Genomic DNA, 19,357 nt, shown 5'->3' with positions numbered 1-19,357 from the left:
ATTTTGCTCTTAAAATTTAATTCTACACAAAATACTCGCGGGCGGCATCCTTACTCTCAAATGGGCTTGCGCTCAGCTCGCCGCCCTCTATGAGCAGGGCGTAGCTGCGCGCGGCGTCCGTTTTGGCGTATGTTAGCGCCAGCCTCGCCGCAAGCTCTCTATCCGCCTCGCTCGCGCCCCTGCTTAGCAGGCTTAGCGCGCCCACGACGTCATCTTTAAATTTTATCTCGCTAAATTTTGGATTTTGCACGGCGGCAAGCTTTTTGTTATCGCTCTCGTCGCGTCCGATTATGAGCTTGGCGCCGCCCGGCAGGCGCAGATGGCGTCCAAATTTTAAAATTTCAGCGTCCGCGGGCGTTTCGATCTTTTCAAATTTTACCGCATCCTTGATCCGCTCGCTGAAGCTCTGCACGGTCAGTAGACAGCCTCCTGCCGGCGTTTCGTAATCCTCAAAACCAAACTCCGCCGCGAGCTGCATCTGCTTAGTGCGCCCGCGCCCGCTGATGTCAAGCAGCGCGCCCCTATCGACCCAGCCCCTGATCTCGGGCGTCGTGGGCGGCAGCAGTTTCGCGCACAGCGGGCGTAGGATCAGCCCCTCCTCATCGCCGCTAAGCCCACCGACCTGAGCTAGAGCCTGCGCGCGTTGGCTCATCGGGCGCTGTCCGAGCACCTCGCCCGTGATGATGAAGCTCGCCCCTTCGCTTTGCAGCATCGCAAGCGCAGTCTTAAACATATATCCGTGGCAGTCGATGCAGGGGTTGAAGTGCTTGCCGTAGCCGTATTTGGGCTCGAAAAGCACCTGCCGCAGATATTCGCTTCTGATATCGACGCTTTTAAAATCCGCCCCCGCGGCTGCGGCTCTACGGCGCATGATCTCGCTCTTGTCGTCCTTGCCGCTAAATCCGATATCCATATTCAGCGCGAGCACCTCGATGCCTTGCGAGACGATGAGTTTGACCGCGAGCATGGAGTCAAGCCCGCCGCTAAAGAGCGCCAATGCCTTCATTTCGTTCCTTTACTTGAGTTGGTTGATCTTTTTTTGATACTCCAAGATCCGCTCGATCTTGTCGGGCGCGTCGGAGTTTTTGAGCTTTTGCATCAGATCTTGCAGGGCGTTGCGGCGTAAAATTTTGCACGCGTCGTTAAAAAGCGCCGCGCCGCCGATCGGCAAAATTTCATCGTCCAGCGCAAGCGCGCGCAGATTTTCGCAGGCTTCGGTTTCAGCGTTTTGAACATTTTGGCTATTTTGAGCGCTTTGAACATTTTGAGCGGCGGCTTTCTTTTCGCCTTGATTTGCGCCGCTGTTTGAGCTCCATCTCTCGCCGTTATTTGCACCCTGCTGCGCGGAGGAGCCTTTTAAATTTACGACGCCCGCAGAGTCTTGCCCGATAAAATTTTGCTCGCTAGGGCTCTCGCCGCCTTTTAAATTTACGCTCTCGCTACGGTTAAAATTTTCTCCAGCGCCGTCTGCAATAAAATTTTCGAAAGCGCTACCATTCGCATTGCCGTCCTCGCCCGCGATGAAATTTTTAAAATTCTCGCCGCTGCGAGCGAAAGCCAAAAACGCCTCGAAAATATCGCCGTGCATACGAAAATCGCGCCGCTCCAAGCAACTGAGCCCGAGCTGTGCCATCTCGCCATCGAGCAGCATCGATTTTATGATCTGAAGCTCCGCGATCTCCTTGCGGCGCAGTAGCGTCCGCTCGAGCCTCGTCGAAGCGGCAGGCGGCGCAGAGCTTTCATAGCGCGCCGTGTTTTGCGTGCGAATAAAATTTCCGCCGTTTAAGCTCCCGCCGTCTGCGTCGTGCCCTCCGTAAGAGCCCAAATCGCGAGAGCCGAAGCTCTCGCCCTCGTTAAAATTTCGCCCCTCAAAGCCCGCGCCGAAATTTTTACCGCCGCTAGAGAGATTAAACGAGCCGGGCGAGACGTTTAAAATTTGCGCCACTAAGCTCTGGTAGGACTCGGCTAGCACGGGGCCGAGCGCTGCGGTAAATTCTTTGATCTCATTTAACGCCGCTTCTTTTTGCACGGGTCGGGCGAGGTCATATTTTTTAGCGATTCTTCGGATCAGAAACTCCCCGCTCTCCATGCCGCTAGCATAAATTTGCTCTAGCTCGCGCACCTTGCCCGCGACTATCATATCCGCAGGATCGGCGCCTCCGCCGATTATAGCGACGCTTGAGTCGATCTTATTTAGGCACAAAAGCCGCGCTGATTTTATCGCCGCATTGATGCCCGCGGCATCGCCGTCGAAGCTAAGCACGACGTTAAGCTCCGCACGCTTTATAAGAGGCAGATGAGCGGACGTCAGCGCCGTGCCGAGCACCGCTACGGCGTTGTCGATGCCCGCTTGGTGCAGCATGATGACGTCCATGTAACCCTCGGTGATGATGAGGGTTTTTTTGGCGATCGCGCTTTTTTTCGCAAGGTCAAATGCGTAGAAAATTTTAGATTTATCAAACAGCGCGCACTGCGGCGAATTGACGTATTTGGCGGGGTTGTCGCTTATCGTGCGGCCGCCGAAGCCCACGAGCTTGCTTGCGTGGTTGTAGATCGGAAAGGTAATGCGCTCGATGAAGCTAGCGTAGAGCCCGCGCTCGTTTTGCTTCACCGCGCCCGCATTTAGCGCATCTTGCGGTGGAATTTCTTCGTTTTGCAAAACCCTGATCGTCTGCGCGCTAGCTCCAGCGTAGCCAAGGCCGAATTTGCGAATGCTCTGATCGCTTAGGCCGCGATCGTGCAGGTATTTCACGGCGGCAGGATTTTGGTAAAGGCAGCTTTGATAATAAGCGTTTAAAATCCCGAGCACCTTCTTCTCTTCGCTGCGCTCCTGGACTTTAGCGCCGGTGTATTGCAGCGCGAAATTATACATCCCCGCAAGCTTTTCGACCGCTTCTGGAAAGCTTATCTTTTCATAATCTTGGATAAATTTAATCGCGTTGCCGCCTGCTTTGCACGAAAAGCAGTGAAAAATTCCAAGCTTGGAGCTCACGCTCATACTCGGATGCGAATCGTCGTGGAAGGGGCAGACGCCCACGAAATTTGCGCCGCTGCGCTTAAGCGGGACATATTTTTCTAAGACATCTACGATATCTACGGTAGCCAGCAGATTTTCTATGCTTTCGTTTTTAATCATAAGCGAAATTATACCCGCACTTTGCTATAATTGCCCTTTATTTTTGCGACGAGGTTTGATTTGGATAATTTTTTCTTAGACGATCGCGACCCGATTTTCGGGCTTATCATGCTGATAAGCATAATCTTGCTAGTGTCGATTCTAAGCTACATCTGGGGAGTTTTTTCTAAAAAAAACGAGAGGCAGAGCCTAGAGAATTTCATCAAAAAGTTTGACACCCTAGACGCGCTTAGCTCGGAGCACAGACAGCTTTTGGCAAGCCCGCAAATAGACATCCCGACGCTTGGAATTTTGGCTAGCTCTTTCGTAAAAAGCGGCGACTTCGAGCGCGCGATAGAAATTTATCTAATCGCGCTGGGCAAGGCTAGCGGCGGCGTGCAGAGGGAGTTTATCCTCACTAATCTCGGTATCGTATATTTCAAAGCGGGCTTTTTAGGGCGTGCCGAAGAGGTGTTTTTGCAGGCACTGAAGCTGCGCCCCAGAAACAAAGAGGCTCTTACGCATCTTACGGTGATTTATGAGCGGCTGAAGCGCTTTAATGAGGCGCTTGAGGTGCTTGACGCGCTGCGCGAACAGGACGCCGAAGTATATGCTCAAAGCCAGTTTGAGCGCGCGCAAATTATCGCAAACGACGCCAATACGCCGTTTAGCAAGAAGATCGCTAAAATTTCAAAGCTAAACTTCAAAGGCGCAGGGCGGTTCTGCATGGAGCTTTTTATCAAAAACAAAGAGCCTATGGAGGGCTTTGACCGCTTCCCGCCGATCGAGCAGGCAATCGATCTGATCTATGATTTCCCTGCGGCGGTAAATACGCAGGATGCGGAGTACAACGCGCTTTTTTACGCGCTTGGAAAAAGCGATCAAAAGCCGCAGAGCGCGAGTAAAATTTTTGAGATCAACGCGCTTATGGCTATGAAAGACGCGGGCTTTGAGGACGCGGGGCTTAGCTTTAGCTACACCTGCGCGAAGTGCAAAAGCTCGGTAGGGCTCTTCTCGCACCGCTGTCCGGTCTGCTACGAGCTAGGCAGCATGGAAATTAGAGCACAAATTGCGGAGAAAACCGGTGAAATCGGTCAAACTTTTTAGCGACGGCAGCTGCCTCGGAAACCCTGGAGCGGGCGGCTGGGCTTACATACTGCAATACGGCGACGCGATAAAAAAGGCAAGCGGCGCAGAGGCGATGACGACGAATAATCAAATGGAGCTAACCGCCGTTATAATGGGGCTTAGCGCGCTTAAGCAGCCTTGCCGCGTCGAGCTTTTTACCGATAGCGAGTATGTTGTCAAGGCGATAAATTCCTGGCTTGCAAAGTGGGTCGCTACTGATTTTAAGGGCAAGAAAAACGCGGATCTGTGGCGCAGATACCTTGCGGCGGCGGCGCCTCACGAGATCAAGGCCTCGTGGGTCAAGGGACATGCGGGTCATCCGCAAAACGAGGAGTGCGACGCTATGGCTCGCGCGGCCGCAGAAGCGATAAAGGGCTAAAATTCTACGGCGAAGCTTGCGGTTGCGTGGATTAGGCATGGATTTGCCCGCGTTTACTTTGCACGCAGAGCCGCTTCGGCGTAAATTTTATCGCCCGAAGCCGGTTTTTGTGCATTCGTTCACGTAATCGGGCTCTTGTATTTAGGGGCAAGCGTGTTTTTGGCGAGGATTATATGTGCGGTAAGCAAGCTTCAGCGCGGTTTGCGTTAGAATTAGCGAGTACGTTTAAATTTTATTCGTCGCAGATCGACGCTAGCGCGTTTCATTCGGCGTTAATACAAATTTAGCGCGGGCTGCGCTCGCGTTCGTTTCGCTTGTGCAGGGTTTGTTCGCGCCAGATGTCGTTTGCGTGCGAGCTGCCGCGGATTTCGTAGAATTTTATAAAAAGGGTTAATATGCAAAATTTAGAAAAATTACAAGAAAAACTGGGCTATAAATTTAAAAATTTAACCCACCTTAAGATCGCTCTTACGCACAAAAGCGCCAAAAACGGACACAACAACGAGAGGCTGGAATTTTTAGGCGATGCGGTGATGGATCTGATCGTGGGCGAGTATCTTTTCAAAAAATTTAGTAGCGACGAGGGCGATCTGAGCAAGCTGCGCGCCGCACTCGTGAACGAAAGCAGCTTTTCTAAATTTGCAAAATTTTTGGGCATCGGCGAGAACCTGAATATGTCGCTGTCCGAGGAGCGCAACGGCGGGCGCGAGAAACCATCGCTGCTTTCGGACGCGTTTGAGGCGATAATGGGCGCCGTCTATCTCGAGAGTGGGCTACAAAACACCGCCCGCATCGCGACTACAATCTTAGAAATCCTCTATCCGCACATCAGCTTTAACGAGCTCGTGCGAGACTACAAAACCGCGCTGCAAGAGCTCACGCAGGCAAAATTCGGCGTCACGCCCGAATATATCCTTTTAGGCTCGAGCGGCCCCGATCACAAAAAAAGCTTCGAAATGGCGGCGCTCGTAGGCGGCAAGCAGCTCTCCTCCGCCGTGGGAGCTAGCAAAAAAGAAGCCGAGCAAAAATGCGCGCAAATCGCGATAGAGCTTTTACAAAATGGTGCCTCGCACAGCACTAGCGCGCAAAATGGCAAGCAAACAGCATGCGGCGACGTACAAAACGGCGCGAACTGCGCTCAGGACAGCGAAAAAGGCTCACGAGGTGGCGACGACGGACGGGCGCGGAGTGGCAAAAAGAGCGACCGCGCCGGCGCATCAGGCGGTACGCCGAACGCTAAAAAAAGCAATGAGCGAAACAAAAACGCCGAACAAAACGGATGCGATAGCGATCAAGGAGGCGCGCTATGAATACTTTCGGCGAGAGATTGCGCCTTAGCACCTTCGGCGAGAGCCACGGCGCGGCGATCGGCGGCGTTTTGGATGGCTTCCCGTCGGGCGTGGAAATCGAGATTTCAAATATACAAAGCGAGCTTGACCGCCGCAAACCGGGCGGCAAATACGCTACGCCGCGCAAGGAATCCGATGAGATCGAAATTTTAAGCGGAATTTTTGACGGTCGCAGCACCGGCGCGCCGATCGGATTTATCATCCGCAACGCAAACCAGCACTCGAAGGACTACGAAAATCTCAAGGATATTTTCCGCCCCGCACACGCCGATTTTTCGTATTTTGCCAAATACGGACTGCGCGATTACCGAGGCGGCGGGCGAGCAAGCGCGCGCGAAACCGCCGTGCGCGTGGCTGCGGGAGCGTTTGCGCAAATCTTGCTGGATCACTTTAAAATTTCCGTAAAAAGTGGAATTTACGGCGTGGGCGAAATTTACGCGGGAAATTTAGACTTCGACTTTGTGCAAAACAGCGAAATTTTCGCGCTCGATCCCGCTGTGGAGGGCGCGCAGAAGGAGCTAATTCTAAGCGTCAAAAATGCGGGCGATAGTATCGGCGGTTGCGTGCTAACTCGCGTTACGGGCGTGCCTGCTGGGCTCGGCGAGCCGCTGTATGGTAAGCTCGATGCGGCGCTTGCGGGCGCGCTGATGGGCATAAACGGCGTAAAGGCCGTGCAGATCGGCGCCGGAGTGAAAGCGAGCACGCTAAAAGGCAGCGAAAACAACGATTTTATGCGCGCTAGCAAGGATGCGATCCGCACCAACGGCGGCAAGATCGGCGCAAATTTCGCAAGTAACAACGCAGGCGGAATTTTGGGCGGCATAAGTAGCGGCGCACCTATCGAGATTGTGACGCATTTTAAGCCCACTCCGAGCATTTTCATGGCGCAGCATAGCGTGGACGTGTGCGGCGCGGATACGGTCTGCGAGCTGCGCGGGCGGCACGATCCGTGTATCGCCGTGCGCGGCAGCGTCGTAGCTACCGCAATGGCGCGGCTGGCGATCGCCGATGCGCTGCTGCTAAACGCGAGCGCGACGCTGGGGAATTTAAAGCGAATTTACAGCGAGGATTAAATTTAGACGAGCGGTGCGGCGAAATTTTGCGAAATTTAATGAAATTTCAAGGGCCGAGCGATGAAATTCCCGCGAGCTAGGCGGGCAAATTTTAAATTTACGCGGTAGGCCTATCGCGACAAGGAGGCAAAATGAGACTTGAGCGTATCGGCGAGGACTCGGCGCTGATCGCGCGCATAGAGGCGATCAACGTCGCGGCGTTCCCCGAAATTGAGCGTATCAGCATAAAAAATTTCTTAAAAATGTCGCGCAAAGGACAGCTTGAAATCGCGGCGATTTTCGAGGATTTTGGCGCCCTAAGCGCTAGCGGAGCGGCAAATAAACATCGCGCGGCGACAGGCGAAAATTCAAACGCGGCGGCGCCAAATTTAAGCGGCGAAGAGCTCGTTGGATTTTTCGTCTATAGGACCGAGCAAACCTACAAGCACGCGGTTTTGCACCACAAACAGCCGCCGCCTCGCCTAAATGCGGATAAAATTTTAAGATCCAAGGCCCATAGCGGCGTGGAATTCGCTTGCGATGCGGGATCTTTCGGTACTGCGAGCGACGAAATTTCAAACTACGTTACGAGCAATGAAATTTCAGATTTAAGCGCTAGCGACGGGGTTTTGGGCGCGGGCGCGGATCAATGGCTAGCGAGCGAAAATATAAAACGTGCGGACGACGATTTAAAGCAGGCGAGTGCGGGAGAAATACTATGCCGCGGTGTCGCGACAGATAAAATTTCAAATGTGAGCGTGCACGGCGAAATTTCACCGAGCGCTACGGAGAGAGAAATTTCATCCGATGCCGCAAAGGGAAAGATTTTGTGCTACGATGAGAGCGGGATTTCGCGTCGCGATGAAAGCAAAATTTCGCGTCGCGATGAGAGCGAAATTTCAAGCGGCGGGGATGGCGGGATTTTTTACGTGGCCTACCTCGGCATCGATGCGAAATTTCGCGGGCTGGGGATCGGCTCAAGGCTACTCGCGCTCATCTCCGAGCAAAATCCGCGCGCGCAAATCGTCCTTGACGTCGAGCCGCCGCACGAGGACGCGCCCAACCTTGCGCAGCGCCTGCGCCGCATAGAATTCTACGGCAGGCGCGGCTTTGGGCGCTGCGGCAAGTTTTTCAACTACGCAGGCCTAAGCTTCGAGATCCTTGCTAGACCGCCGCTAAGCGCGCCGCAGCAGGGATTTGACGTAGCGAGCTTCGTGAAATTTATCGGCGCGGGCAATAAATTTAGATTTAAAATCACCGACGCGCCGCTATATAAAAACTAATGCAAAAGCCCGAATTCAGCCTCATCTGCGACGATACGTTTTATAGAATTTTCTCCGCCTCTATCCTTGCGTTTTTTTGCATTTTTATCTCTTTGGACATCGGCGGATCGGGGGAGCTGTTTTACACGGACAGCCCGCTACGCTCGCAGCGAGCCAAGCCCAGCCTGACGATCGTTTTTATGTTTTTAGCGTTACTTTATCTGCGAAGCGGTAGCAAAGAGGCGGCGCGCGTGGAATTTGACGAGCTTAAAATATCCTTTCGCAGAGGGCTAGACAAATACGATCTTATGCTTGGATGCGTCGATCTGATAGAGCCGTCGTTCGGCTTCGTGCGGACGTTTCGCGTGCCGTTTCTAAGCTACGAACGGTTTTTGAAACTACAAGAAATTTTAAAATTCTTGCTTCTTTTCGTATACGTCGCGGGCGTGTTTTTGACGATCAAATTTGACTTTGCCGAAGCTGCGATCTATGCAGCGGCGGGCATTTTTGCGATTTTGATCGCTTCAAAGCTCGTCGTCGCGCGAAGGCTAGATGGACGAGCGGGGCTACGACTGCGCGACTGCCTGCTACTGCGCGGCAAGGACGATACGGGCTCGGCGGTATTTTTTTGCATCCGTCCTAGCCGCGCCGAGTGCGAAGCTTTACGTATATATTTTTTGAAAAATTTCAGCTACGACATTAAGGCGTGAAATTTTTCGGTTTTCAGCGTAAAATTTAGACCCGCTGGATGTCTGGATAAAGCTAAACGTAAACGAAGCGCAAAGGCGGATACTGCGCGAGTATTTTACGGCGAGATTGGGGCTGGATTTCGAGCAAAATTCTGTCCGCGGTAGTCGTAGATGAGATCGCTCAGTACTCGCAGTAGTCCTCTAAGCAGTCGCAGATTAGATCGCTCGGCACCCGAAGCAATCCTCTAAGCAGCTTCAGATGAGTTGCTAGTGTCTGCTTGACTGAGATAACCACGGCTTGTCGCAACTCGCCTCGCCGCAAGCGCCTATGCAAATATCCTGCGCTCTTAAACGCGTCGAAAGCGAGGCGGTGATAAAATACGAAAACCATACCAAAAAGGAATTTTATGAGGGATTACGACAAAGAGCCGATCAAAATCATAGATAGAGCAGTTTACTTCCAAGCAAATAGCCTATTTATCGCCTTAATATCTTTTTGCACTCTGTATATATCCGACACTGCGGTCATCGATCTCTTAAAATTTAACAACAAAGATTCGTTCCTGCTCCTTATAGCCGCAGTTTTATTTATCGCACAAATACAATGGTATGTAAAGTGCAGGCGTAAAATTTCATATTTTGAGTTTTTTAACGATAAAATCTCTTACGAATTTGCGCACGATTCAGAGCGCAATAAATGTATCGATGCTTCAAATGCCGATAAGATAAACTTCTGCATCGTATCCGAGCTCATAGATAGCTTCGGTAGATTTCACTACTTTACCTCCTACGAGCTTTATAAAAAATCATCTATTGGAGTGCATATCGGCAAACTGGCGCTGTTTTTATACTATACGATAAATTTTATCTTGCTTGTTTTGCCGTTTAAAATTTTTATGTTGATTAAAAACAAAGAGCCGCTAAGTTTGCTAAATAAAAATGTCGTGATTAAATTTAAAAATCGCAACTATTTTTTGATAAACATCTACTCAAAGCGCGAACTGGATGAAATTTTGCAGTATTGCAAAGACAAAAATATAACCGTGGAGCAGAAAACAAATTTTATCCCGCATTGGCAAAATTTTACCTATTTCACTGATAAAAACGAAATTTGGAGCGATGATTTCGGCGATACGCAAATTCCAAAAGACACGTTTAAGCGAAAGCTTAGGCGATTTTTTAGCTTGGATTAAAGAGCGATTCCGTCCGTTTCAGCGTAAAATTTAGACCCGCGGGGTAGAATTACAAAAATTTTTACATGGAGCAAACAATGAAAAATTTCTTTCTAGCCGCAATAGTTTGCGCGCTTTTTAGCGGTTGCGCATATGAAGCGCAGTTTAATCAAAACGCCGATGTGGCACCGTTTGACGACACTATAAGCGCGACCAACGCCATGCAAAGTGCGCTCATTTACGTCCCTGGCGAGCTAATGGGGACAAAAAGCTACGTCGCAAGCTCGAAGCTAGGCAGAGACGATGAGCTTAAAATCGACGTCGGCGAGTTCGTCGCAGGCGAGGCAAAGCGCTTCTTCGACACCTACCTAAGGCGCGTGAGCGTCACCGACGACGAAAAAGCGCTGCAAGGCAAAGGGCTCGTCATCGCACCCGAGCTTAGCTCATTCGGCTTTGGCTTTTACAGCTCCGACGGCATCGACGTTTCGGCAAAGCCCTTCGTACGCTACAATCTACGCCTAAAAATGTTTAAAAACGGAAAGCCGATCTACAACCAAAATATCGCCGTAAACGAGCGCAACTACGGCGAGGAGGAGTTTTTCGGTGGCGGTCAGGGCTCATACGCGCAGATCGGCGGGATCTTTCAAAAATCGATGGCGAATGATTACGCCGTGCACGCTAGAGAGATTTTGGACGTAATCAACGACAACTAATCGCGCTTGCGCCTTTGTGCATGGTAAGCGGCATCTGGTCGATTATTTTTGCCTGCCGTCTTGTGGTAAAATTTGTCGCGGCGATCTTACGACACGCACTTGCGGATCGTTGCGCCTAAGCTCTGCGATATAATTAGCATGGCTTTAAAGCTCCCATAGACGCGCTTTCTTGCGGGTATTTACTCATTTGGGGCATCGGATTTTTGATACCTAGTTTGCCAGCGCTCTAGGCATCAAATTTAATTCCGCAAGCTGGGTAAATTCCGTAAAAATCACGTTATGAAATTTAACTCAGCAGTTCGTATTTAAGTGCGGCGAGCCGATAAATTCCTCACCTTGACATACCGCCTAATTCCGTTTTTTAGGGCTAATCTCCGCAAATAAACTTTTCGCGTTCGCTGCTGCACTTGCATAAAATTCCATATTTGCAGTACCAAAAATTCGATCTAAATTTAAAGCACCGATTAATATTAATTTTTATGTCATTACTAAATTTTTTAAGGAGAGAATTATGAAAAAGTTTTTATTGCTTCCGTTTGCTTTCGCGGCGCTTTTTGCGGCACCAAGCTGCGATTAATGTCCAGCTCAAAGTGGCTATGGAAGGTATCAATAAGAGTGCGCCGATGCGAGTCGACGAGATTACGACGTTAACGGGCGCCGAGTGCAAAGATGGCAGCTTCATCTATAACTACGAGCTAAATGACGGCATGGGGATGAAATTTGACAGTGTCGGAAATGATCAAAAAACCGTGATACAAAATGTCATAGATAGCCAAAATAAGCAAATTTTTTGTAACCAGATGAAGGTAATGCGTCCGCTAATAAACAGCGCGATATGGAGCTATAAGATAAAAAGTGGCGAAGAATTTATAAGAGTAGAATTTAAGCCTAGCGACTGCAAGTAGGGCTTGCGCGGGATTTAAAATTTAGCGCGGCGTGAGCCTTTGCCTGCTCGCCCGCGCAGCATCCGTTTAAAATTTATCCGCTTCGCTTTCGATTTCGCCTGTGCAAAAGCAACATGCTAAAATTTCTGCTTAGCTTTTACAGCGCCGCTGCGTATAGCATGGCGAATATCAGCGTGTATTTCGCCATCACAAAGCGCTAAAACGCGCGAGTCCTTTTTGAGCCGCGATCTAATGCGTTAGGTTCTGCCAGTGGCGTTTTTCATTAAAATTTTACTATTTCACGCGGAATTATATCTGTGTAGCAACGCAAATACCGCATAAAGCTTTAACGCGAAATTCTATAATTTGCGCGGAATTTTATTTGAAACAGCATCGTAGATTTTGAGTCAGAATTTTATGATTTATTACTACACTGTGCCTGCGGCGATAAAGTCTTGTTAAATTTCGTTCTCGACCTGCTCGCAATAAAATTCTGCGTAAAGCATACGCTCACTTGCGAGCTTACAGAGGCACCAGCCGCCAACGCGCCGCCACACAAAACGCGGCTAATCAAATGCCTCGCTTGGGTTTTACAATTCACCGCGCGCAGCTATTTTTATCAAGCTTTAGCTGTATTGGCGGCAAGCCCTTTATTTCGTAATTTAACACCATCGCTTTGCCAAGCTCCCGCAGGCGCCGCGAAAAATCCGTGCTGCAAAAGCTGACCTTCGCCTTGGCAAACAGCATCTCTTTTAAAATTTCCGCATCGCCCGCATCCAGTGCGCTGAGGTCTAAATTCGGCGAACTATTTAGCGCGTAATCGTATATGAAGCTACCCTCTTCGCATGCGGCGCCTTTTAAAATCGTAGCATCGTCGATCCTACGCGGCGCGCCCTCGTTTATCCGCGCTAGCGCATCTCGCACCTGTTTGCTTTCGCAGAAATTTCGCTCTAGCTCGCCGCGTTTTTTCTCCGCATAAAATTCCATCGCCACATTTGCCAAAATTCCGATTCCAAGTAGCACTAGTAAAATTTTAATCGGCTTATTTAGCCGCACGCTTAGGCTTCGCGCGTCCATCAGCGCGTCCTTTCGCAGCACAGCAGCGTGTGTCCGACGCCGAGTCCGTCGTGAATATTAGAAATTTTAAGCCCTGCGCGCTGCGCAAATTTAATCATATCGTCCGAGTGATAAATTTTGCTATTGCCGTTTGCCATAGCGGCAAAATATACGCTGATCTGCGTCATGCTATACGCGGCGGTTTCGTAGCGCTGCCTGTCCCAAAACGGCTCCAAAATATAAAGCCGCGCCTGCTCGCTCATCGACTCCGCCGCGCGCGCAAGGATGCTTACGATCTGCTCCTCTGCAAAGCAGTCCAAAAACTGACTGAGCCAGATCGCGTCAAAGCCGCTCGGAAAGCGCGTGGCAGGATCCAGCAGATCGGCCGCAAGCCCCTCTATGCGCTCAGCGCCCTGCGCGCCTGCAACGGCGTCTTTCATCAGCGCGATCTGCCCCGCAAGATCCATTATCGTGACGCGTACATTTTCGTCGTAGCCTACGCACCGCTTAGCAAAGCGCCCCGTGTTGCCGCCTACGTCTAAAATTTTATCCGTCTTGCGCGAAAAAATAATCTCTAGCGCGGGCTCAAACGCCAAATCTGAATAAAAATGATCAAACGCGAGCCAGCTCTTGCGTACATGCGGCGGCAGATGCGAAAGCGCCTCGTAGATCGTAGCCCACTGCCCAAAAACCTTTAACCCCTCGGGTTTGCCCGATTTTAGCGTCTCTTCGAGCCTAAAGAGCCCCTCGTAACACACGTCGTGGATGAAGTCCATATCCACCCCCACCATCTCGTCGGTGAGTAGAAAATACCCCGCCTTACTGAGACGAAATTTCTCGCCGCACAGCAGCACCGTGCCGATGCTAAGCGAACTTTCCAAAAGCAGCTTTACGGCGTATTCGCTAAGCGAGAGCTTCTTCGCGATCTCTTCTATGCTTAGCCCGTCACGTGCCTCATGAAGCGCGCTTAAAATTCCAAATTTTTTCATCAGCCTGCTTACCTGAAAAACTACAGGCGCAAAGGCAATCTCATTCGCCGTCCGTTGCGCCTCGCCCGCGCTTTGACGCTCCGCGGCGTAACGAGCTAAAAGCTGTTTGGGAAGTTTCATTTTTGATCCTGCTTATGTAAATTTCGCAAAATTTTAGCAAAAAATTCTAACTTTTCTTGCGCCCGCTAAGAATTTGCGCGTATCTTAGAATTTTGCGATGAAATTTTAAAATTCCGTCTTAAAATTTAAGTCGTTTTGCAGCTGTATGTTTATTGAGATAGATTTTATTTTGAGATCCTAAAAAATTTTAAATCTCGCCGCACAAGATTTGCGGGCAAGAAAAAAGGCCAAAGCGCGGTAAATTTCTAAAAAATGCGCGTACCGCTTCGCGCACTAGACTTTGGAATTTATTGCGCCTCAAGCTTAGCGCTTCAAAAGCGCTTGCGAGACTATTCGATCCACTTTACCACGTCATCCATGCTGCGGCGGATCTTTTGCGGCTGTGGATTTACGCGGTAGCCGAAAGGCACGAGTAGCGCCACGCGACGCTCATTCCATTTTAGATTCAAAACCTCTCCGAGCGCTGCGCGATCAAAGCCCTCCATTGGGCAGCTGTCGATACCGCGGCTTGCGGCCTCGTTCATCATCGCAAGTGCTGCAAACATGCACTGCGCGTGCGACCAATTAAATAGCTCCTCATCGTCGTTGTGAAAATAACCGCTTAAAAAATCTTGATAAAATTTATGCCTGTCGCCGATATATTTGGGCGCTTCATCTTTTTTACGCGTAATCATTCGCTCGATATAATGACTTCCTAGCTTTATGTCCTTGATCTTTGCTAAAATCACGACCAGATGTGAGCAAGAGGTGATCTGCGGCTGATTCCACGATTTTTCGCGGATCTGCTCGCGCAACGCCTTGTTTTGCACAACCAAAAAGTCCCATTGCTCTAGCCCCGTAGAACTAGGTGCTAAGATGCCTGCCTGCAAAATGGCGTCAAAATCGGCTTTGCCGATTTTTTTGTTCTCGTCAAAAATTTTGCACGCGTGGCGAAATTTCATAATCTCTAAATGTGTCATAGTCTCTCCTTAATTAGAATTTTTGTAAATCAAATACCCGCCATCTTTGCGCCTGATGCTGAGGTTGCCCTCGCGCGAGCGCACGCCGATGCGGTAGTAGCCGTCCTCTTTGGTGACGTTGATGTCGCTAAAGCCGCCGATATTTACAGCAAAGCTCGCACCGCTAAGCGGGATCTCTTGGCGCCAAAACTCAGCCTCAAGCGCGCCCGAAGCGTTTGCGTCAGAGCTTTTGAAATCGTCTGCGGTGATGAGCTGCACGCTGTCTTTGCGGATGACAAATTTTAATCCGTCGTCAAATTTAAGCGTCTCTAGCGGTAGCTCCAGGCGCGGCGCGAAGCTAGGCGTGATGCCACTTTGTGAGGCCTGCTTTTGTAAATTTGGATCAGTCGAAGTAACCGAGACGTCCAGTGCCCTATGTAGCGCGGGTTTGGCGCTAGCGCTTAGCACGAAGTCATCGTGCCAATCAATCGAGCGATTGACATCAACGATCTTTTCGTGCAGGACCCCGTCGTCGTCCCTATATCGTACGATCAGGCTTTCGATCGTAAGAGCGTCGGAGGGAAGCGCAAAGGTTTGCTGCGTAAAATTTTTAGGTGCAGGAGTATTTTGTGGCGTGGCGGCGGAGCTTTGCGCCGGATTGGAATTTTGGGGAGCAGATTGCGCGTTTTGTTGCGCAGTGGAGTTTTGAGCTGTAGAATTTTGAGCTGTAGAATTCTGTGCCGCCTTGAAATTTTGCGCTACCGTAGAATTTGACTCGCTTACTTCTGGCACGATCGGTAACTCATCAGGAGGCGGAAGCGTCGCAGCTGAAGGCTGCGCAGAAGAGTTCAGCTCCGTTTTCATGGCTTGCGAAGGAGCACCGATGCCCGCTTTGAGCGCAGGAGCTTTTTTTTCGGTCTGCGAAAGCTGTGCGCTCACGGCTTTTTTGGCGGCGCTTGCTTTAATACTGGAATTAGCTTCTGCGGCGCTTTTTTGCGTTGCTGCGATAGGACTTTTAGATGTTTCAGGTCTCATTACAGCTTGCTTTTTAGCGTTTGGGCTTTGTGCACCTGTCTTTGGCCCTTTAATCGCCAAATCGGTAGAATTTTGCTCTTTTACCACGACGATGCTAGGTTTCGTAGCGTTGGAATTTGCGCTATTTAAATTCTCTGCGTTTAAAAAAGCGCAAAGACCTAAAATTAGCAAAGAAATTTTTCTCATTTTTTAAGGTCCGGATCGAGCGAGCGACGCTCTAAATAAAGCTTTTGTAGCTCGGCGTTTTCCTCTTTTAGCCGCTCGACGTCAGTGAATAAAAACGCCTTTTCTTTTTGCAGCTGGCGCAGCACCTCAAACGATCGTTTGCCAAACAGCACGTCACCCACGAAGATGCCCGCAAAAACGACGCAGACGATCAGCGCAAGAGCTGCAAAAATCTGCTTAAGCGGCGAAAACGGATTGATAAAATTCAGCCGTTCTTTTAAATTTTTACGCTTTTTTAAAGCTTTTTTAGCGGCGGGGGCTGCATTTTGCGGCGCAAAAGAAAATCCTTGCGTGGCAGAATTTATGTCTTGCGCCACAAAGCCCGTGCCTTGAGAGCTGTAGTCTACGCTCTGAGCCACAAAATCCGCGTCGTTTGGGAAGTGGTTTTCTTTCGCGTATAATTCTGCATTCTTTAAATCACCACTCCCAATAAATTCTGCGCCGTAAAAGCCCGCATCTGCTTGCACGCTGCCTTCGTAGTTTCCGCTTGCAGCAAAGCTTTTGCCACTTAAATTAGAGCTGCTGCTTGTGGCATCAGAGGCAGAGCCTGTTTCGTCTACGCCGCGTGAGGTTCCGTTGCGATTTTTGCGGAAGCCAGCCCCTACCTCGCTAAAGCCTCCGCCAAAATTTTCATCGCTATAAAATTCTTCATCGTCAAAAAAATCGTCCTCGTCAAAGTCTGCGTCTAAATATCTGCCTTGCGTGTCTGCGTAATCCGCTCCGTCCGCATAGGTGCGCTGCGCGCCGCCTTTTAAGCCCCGCTTGGACTTTTTTTTAAAAAACATTTTAAATTTTATTTCCCAAAAACTCGTACGTCTCGCGCTCGATCTCAAGCAGGCGGTTGTATTTTGCGTTGCGTTCGCTTCTTGAGGTCGCGCCCGTTTTGATTTGGCCCGTATTCATCGCGACGGCGAAGTCCGCGATAAAGCTATCCTCGCTCTCGCCGCTTCTGTGGCTCATCACGCAGCGGTAGCCTTTGCGCTGCGCTAGGCGGATCGTCTGCATAGTTTGGCTGACGGTGCCGATTTGATTTGGTTTGATTAGGATCGCGTTGCCTACACCTTTGGCGATGCCTTCGCGCAAAATTTTCTCGTTCGTTACAAATAGATCGTCGCCCACGAGCTGCACTTTAGAGCCAAGCCTGCTAGTTAGCTTCGCCCAGCCCGTCCAGTCGTCCTCGCTTAGGCCGTCTTCGATCGAAAATATCGGATACCTCTCGCAAAGCTGCGCGTATCGCTCTATCAGCTCTTCGCTGCTAAATTCCTTGCCCTCTAGCTTATATTTGCCGTTTTCGTACAGCTCGCTAGCTGCGACGTCGAGAGCTAGTTTGATCTGCTCGCCCGCTTTGTAGCCAGCTTTTTCGATGGCTTGCATGATGAGCTTGATCGGCTCTTCGTTGTCGTTTAAATTTGGCGCAAATCCGCCCTCGTCGCCCACTGCCGTGCTATGGCCTGCCGCGTTTAGTAGACCTTTTAGCGTGTGGTAAATTTCGCTCGCCGCTCGCAATGCGTCGCTAAATTTATCAAATCCAAACGGCATAATCATAAATTCTTGAAAATCCACGCTGTTGTTCGCGTGCGCGCCGCCGTTGATGATATTAAACATCGGCACCGGCAGTACGCTAGCGTTCGCGCCGCCCAGGTAGCGATACAAAGGCACGTCAAGGCTTTTTGCAGCCGCGCGCGCTACCGCCATAGATACGCCAAGCACGGCGTTCGCGCCTAAATTTGAGTAATTATCGGTGCCGTCAAGCTCTCTCATCTCATCATCAAGCGCCTTTTGATCAAATGCATCCAGTCCGATCACGGCTTCGGCGATCTGCGAATTTACGTTTTCTACCGCCTTTAGCACGCCCTTGCCGCAGTATCTATCGCCCCCGTCGCGAAGCTCCAGCGCCTCGCGTTTGCCAGTACTTGCGCCGCTTGGGACTATCGCGCTTGCTACGGTGCCGTCGCTTAGAGCCACGGTCGCTTTCACGGTCGGGTTGCCACGGCTATCTAGCACCTCTATCGCATAAACATCTTCGATATAAATCATCATTCATCTCCACTTTGTAAATTTTCTTCATCGTCCGCGTCTGCGCTGAAATTTACGCTACCCATCTGCTCGCGGATCTTTGCCGTGATCTCTTCAGCGACGGCAGGGTTATTCTCTAGATAAATTTTAGCGTTTTCGCGACCTTGACCTAGCTTCGTATCGCCGTAGCTGAACCACGCACCGCTTTTATCGACGATGTCGAGCTTGACGCCGTAATCGATCAGCTCGCCCACCTTACTGATGCCCTTGCCGAACATTATGTCAAATTCCGCGATCTTAAACGGCGGCGCCACCTTGTTTTTCACGACCTTGACCTTGGCGCGGTTGCCGATGCTCTCTTCGTTTTGTTTCAAAGTAGCGATCTTGCGTATGTCGATGCGCACCGAAGCGTAAAATTTAAGCGCATTGCCGCCGGTCGTTGTCTCTGGCGTGCCGTAGCCCATCGCGCCGATCTTCATACGGATTTGGTTGATAAAGATCACCGTCGTATTCATCTTATGCACGACGCCCGCGAGCTTACGCAGCGCTTGGCTCATAAGTCGCGCCTGAAGCCCTACGTGCTGATCGCCCATATCGCCCTCGATCTCGTTTTTCGGCGTGAGCGCAGCGACGCTATCTACGACGATAAGATCGATCGCGCCGCTCTTTGCTAAGGTTTCTACGATGTCGAGCGCCTGCTCGCCGAAGTCGGGCTGGCTGACGTAGAGATTGTCGGTATCGACGCCTAAATTTGAAGCGTATTTGACGTCCAGCGCGTGCTCGGCGTCTACGAATGCGCAAATTCCGCCCGCCTTTTGGCACTCGGCGATGATGTGAAGCGTAAGCGTCGTCTTACCCGAGCTCTCAGGCCCGTAAACCTCGATGATACGCCCTTTCGGCACGCCGCCGATGCCAAGCGCGATGTCAAGCCCCACAGAGCCCGTAGAGATGGCGTCTATCGGCTCGACCTGCTTATCGCCTAGCCGCACGAGCGTGCCCTTGCCGAAAGCTTTGTCGATCGATTTTAGCGCCGCATCCAGCGTCTTTTTCTTTCCCTCGTCCATGTTTTTCCTTAAAAATAAATTCACCTGATTTTACCAAATTTGAAATGAATTTTTGATTATTCGCCCAAATTCGGCGCGGCATCGGAATTTGAAATTTTTAAGGAGCGTAAAAGCTCTGCGCGGCAAGCGGAGAGTATTAAATTTACACTTCTAAGCACGCTCGGTTTTCAC

Annotated in this window: 18 protein-coding genes and 1 pseudogene; 9 read left to right on the top strand and 10 right to left on the bottom strand. The window is 50.5% G+C overall.

The features are described 5' to 3' along the window. Positions 1 to 22 precede the first annotated feature (22 nt). Positions 23 to 1,006, bottom strand: coding sequence for an argininosuccinate synthase domain-containing protein (locus tag Q0620_RS09960; protein ID WP_298784919.1), 984 nt, complete (start codon positions 1,004 to 1,006; stop codon positions 23 to 25). A gap of 9 nt (positions 1,007 to 1,015) precedes the next feature. Next, the gene (gene dnaG, locus Q0620_RS09955) at positions 1,016 to 3,136 is read right to left on the bottom strand and encodes a DNA primase (RefSeq protein WP_298784917.1); all 2,121 of its coding nucleotides are present in this window, start codon (positions 3,134 to 3,136) and stop codon (positions 1,016 to 1,018) included. A 60-nt stretch (positions 3,137 to 3,196) separates the two neighbouring features. On the opposite strand from dnaG, the gene Q0620_RS09950 reads away from it, so the two are divergent. The 6 genes and pseudogenes from Q0620_RS09950 (at position 3,197) to Q0620_RS09925 (ending at position 8,995) form a co-directional block, all read left to right on the top strand. Beyond that, positions 3,197 to 4,222, top strand: a complete 1,026-nt coding sequence (locus tag Q0620_RS09950; RefSeq protein ID WP_298784915.1) for a tetratricopeptide repeat protein — start codon at positions 3,197 to 3,199, stop codon at positions 4,220 to 4,222. After that, positions 4,200 to 4,622 (top strand): ribonuclease HI, encoded by a 423-nt coding sequence (rnhA, locus tag Q0620_RS09945; protein ID WP_298784913.1) that lies wholly within the window; start codon positions 4,200 to 4,202, stop codon positions 4,620 to 4,622. The genes Q0620_RS09950 and rnhA overlap by 23 nt, the downstream gene beginning before the upstream one ends. A gap of 395 nt (positions 4,623 to 5,017) precedes the next feature. After that, a pseudogene (rnc, locus tag Q0620_RS09940) lies at positions 5,018 to 5,680 on the top strand (ribonuclease III); the annotation flags it as partial. A 248-nt stretch (positions 5,681 to 5,928) separates the two neighbouring features. Continuing rightward, positions 5,929 to 7,044 (top strand): chorismate synthase, encoded by a 1,116-nt coding sequence (aroC, locus tag Q0620_RS09935; protein WP_298784911.1) that lies wholly within the window; start codon positions 5,929 to 5,931, stop codon positions 7,042 to 7,044. 131 nt (positions 7,045 to 7,175) lie between these two features. Next, entirely contained in the window at positions 7,176 to 8,306 is a 1,131-nt protein-coding gene (locus Q0620_RS09930; RefSeq protein WP_298784909.1) for a hypothetical protein, read from the top strand. After that, positions 8,306 to 8,995 (top strand): hypothetical protein, encoded by a 690-nt coding sequence (locus Q0620_RS09925; RefSeq protein WP_298784907.1) that lies wholly within the window; start codon positions 8,306 to 8,308, stop codon positions 8,993 to 8,995. The genes Q0620_RS09930 and Q0620_RS09925 overlap by 1 nt, the downstream gene beginning before the upstream one ends. A gap of 160 nt (positions 8,996 to 9,155) precedes the next feature. On the opposite strand, the gene Q0620_RS09920 is transcribed toward Q0620_RS09925, so the two are convergent. Further along, positions 9,156 to 9,281 carry a hypothetical protein gene (locus Q0620_RS09920; protein WP_298784905.1) on the bottom strand — a complete coding sequence of 42 codons (126 nt, stop codon included), beginning with the start codon at positions 9,279 to 9,281 and terminating at the stop codon, positions 9,156 to 9,158. Positions 9,282 to 9,381: 100 nt separating this feature from the next. On the opposite strand from Q0620_RS09920, the gene Q0620_RS09915 reads away from it, so the two are divergent. From Q0620_RS09915 to Q0620_RS09905, 3 genes are all read left to right on the top strand, one after another. Beyond that, positions 9,382 to 10,167: a hypothetical protein gene (locus tag Q0620_RS09915; RefSeq protein ID WP_298784903.1), complete on the top strand. Its 786-nt coding sequence runs from the start codon at positions 9,382 to 9,384 to the stop codon at positions 10,165 to 10,167. 77 nt (positions 10,168 to 10,244) lie between these two features. Next, entirely contained in the window at positions 10,245 to 10,859 is a 615-nt protein-coding gene (locus tag Q0620_RS09910; RefSeq protein ID WP_298784902.1) for a hypothetical protein, read from the top strand. A 596-nt stretch (positions 10,860 to 11,455) separates the two neighbouring features. Next, positions 11,456 to 11,764, top strand: coding sequence for a hypothetical protein (locus Q0620_RS09905; RefSeq protein WP_298784900.1), 309 nt, complete (start codon positions 11,456 to 11,458; stop codon positions 11,762 to 11,764). 576 nt (positions 11,765 to 12,340) lie between these two features. Here Q0620_RS09905 and Q0620_RS09900 read toward each other — a convergent pair. From Q0620_RS09900 to recA, 7 genes are all read right to left on the bottom strand, one after another. After that, positions 12,341 to 12,820, bottom strand: a complete 480-nt coding sequence (locus Q0620_RS09900; RefSeq protein ID WP_298784898.1) for a hypothetical protein — start codon at positions 12,818 to 12,820, stop codon at positions 12,341 to 12,343. Next, positions 12,820 to 13,908 carry a class I SAM-dependent methyltransferase gene (locus tag Q0620_RS09895; protein ID WP_298784896.1) on the bottom strand — a complete coding sequence of 363 codons (1,089 nt, stop codon included), beginning with the start codon at positions 13,906 to 13,908 and terminating at the stop codon, positions 12,820 to 12,822. Before Q0620_RS09895 ends, Q0620_RS09900 begins: the two co-directional genes overlap by 1 nt. Before the next feature lie 329 nt (positions 13,909 to 14,237). Continuing rightward, positions 14,238 to 14,867, bottom strand: coding sequence for an NAD(P)H-dependent oxidoreductase (locus Q0620_RS09890; protein WP_298784894.1), 630 nt, complete (start codon positions 14,865 to 14,867; stop codon positions 14,238 to 14,240). A 9-nt stretch (positions 14,868 to 14,876) separates the two neighbouring features. After that, on the bottom strand, positions 14,877 to 16,067 hold the full coding sequence (locus Q0620_RS09885) for a hypothetical protein (RefSeq protein ID WP_298784892.1): 1,191 nt from the start codon (positions 16,065 to 16,067) through the stop codon (positions 14,877 to 14,879). Continuing rightward, a complete protein-coding gene (locus tag Q0620_RS09880) occupies positions 16,064 to 16,891 on the bottom strand; it encodes a hypothetical protein (RefSeq protein WP_298784890.1) in 828 nt (275 codons plus the stop codon). The genes Q0620_RS09885 and Q0620_RS09880 overlap by 4 nt, the downstream gene beginning before the upstream one ends. A 1-nt stretch (position 16,892) precedes the next feature. Continuing rightward, on the bottom strand, positions 16,893 to 18,143 hold the full coding sequence (gene eno / locus Q0620_RS09875) for a phosphopyruvate hydratase (protein ID WP_298784920.1): 1,251 nt from the start codon (positions 18,141 to 18,143) through the stop codon (positions 16,893 to 16,895). Continuing rightward, positions 18,143 to 19,186 carry a recombinase RecA gene (recA, locus tag Q0620_RS09870; RefSeq protein ID WP_297897512.1) on the bottom strand — a complete coding sequence of 348 codons (1,044 nt, stop codon included), beginning with the start codon at positions 19,184 to 19,186 and terminating at the stop codon, positions 18,143 to 18,145. Before recA ends, eno begins: the two co-directional genes overlap by 1 nt. Positions 19,187 to 19,357 lie beyond the last annotated feature (171 nt).

This window comes from uncultured Campylobacter sp. (assembly GCF_938017615.1).
Classification (GTDB): domain Bacteria; phylum Campylobacterota; class Campylobacteria; order Campylobacterales; family Campylobacteraceae; genus Campylobacter_B.
Note: the sequence above shows the minus strand (reverse complement) of the source record. Positions and strands in the feature narration are given on the sequence as shown.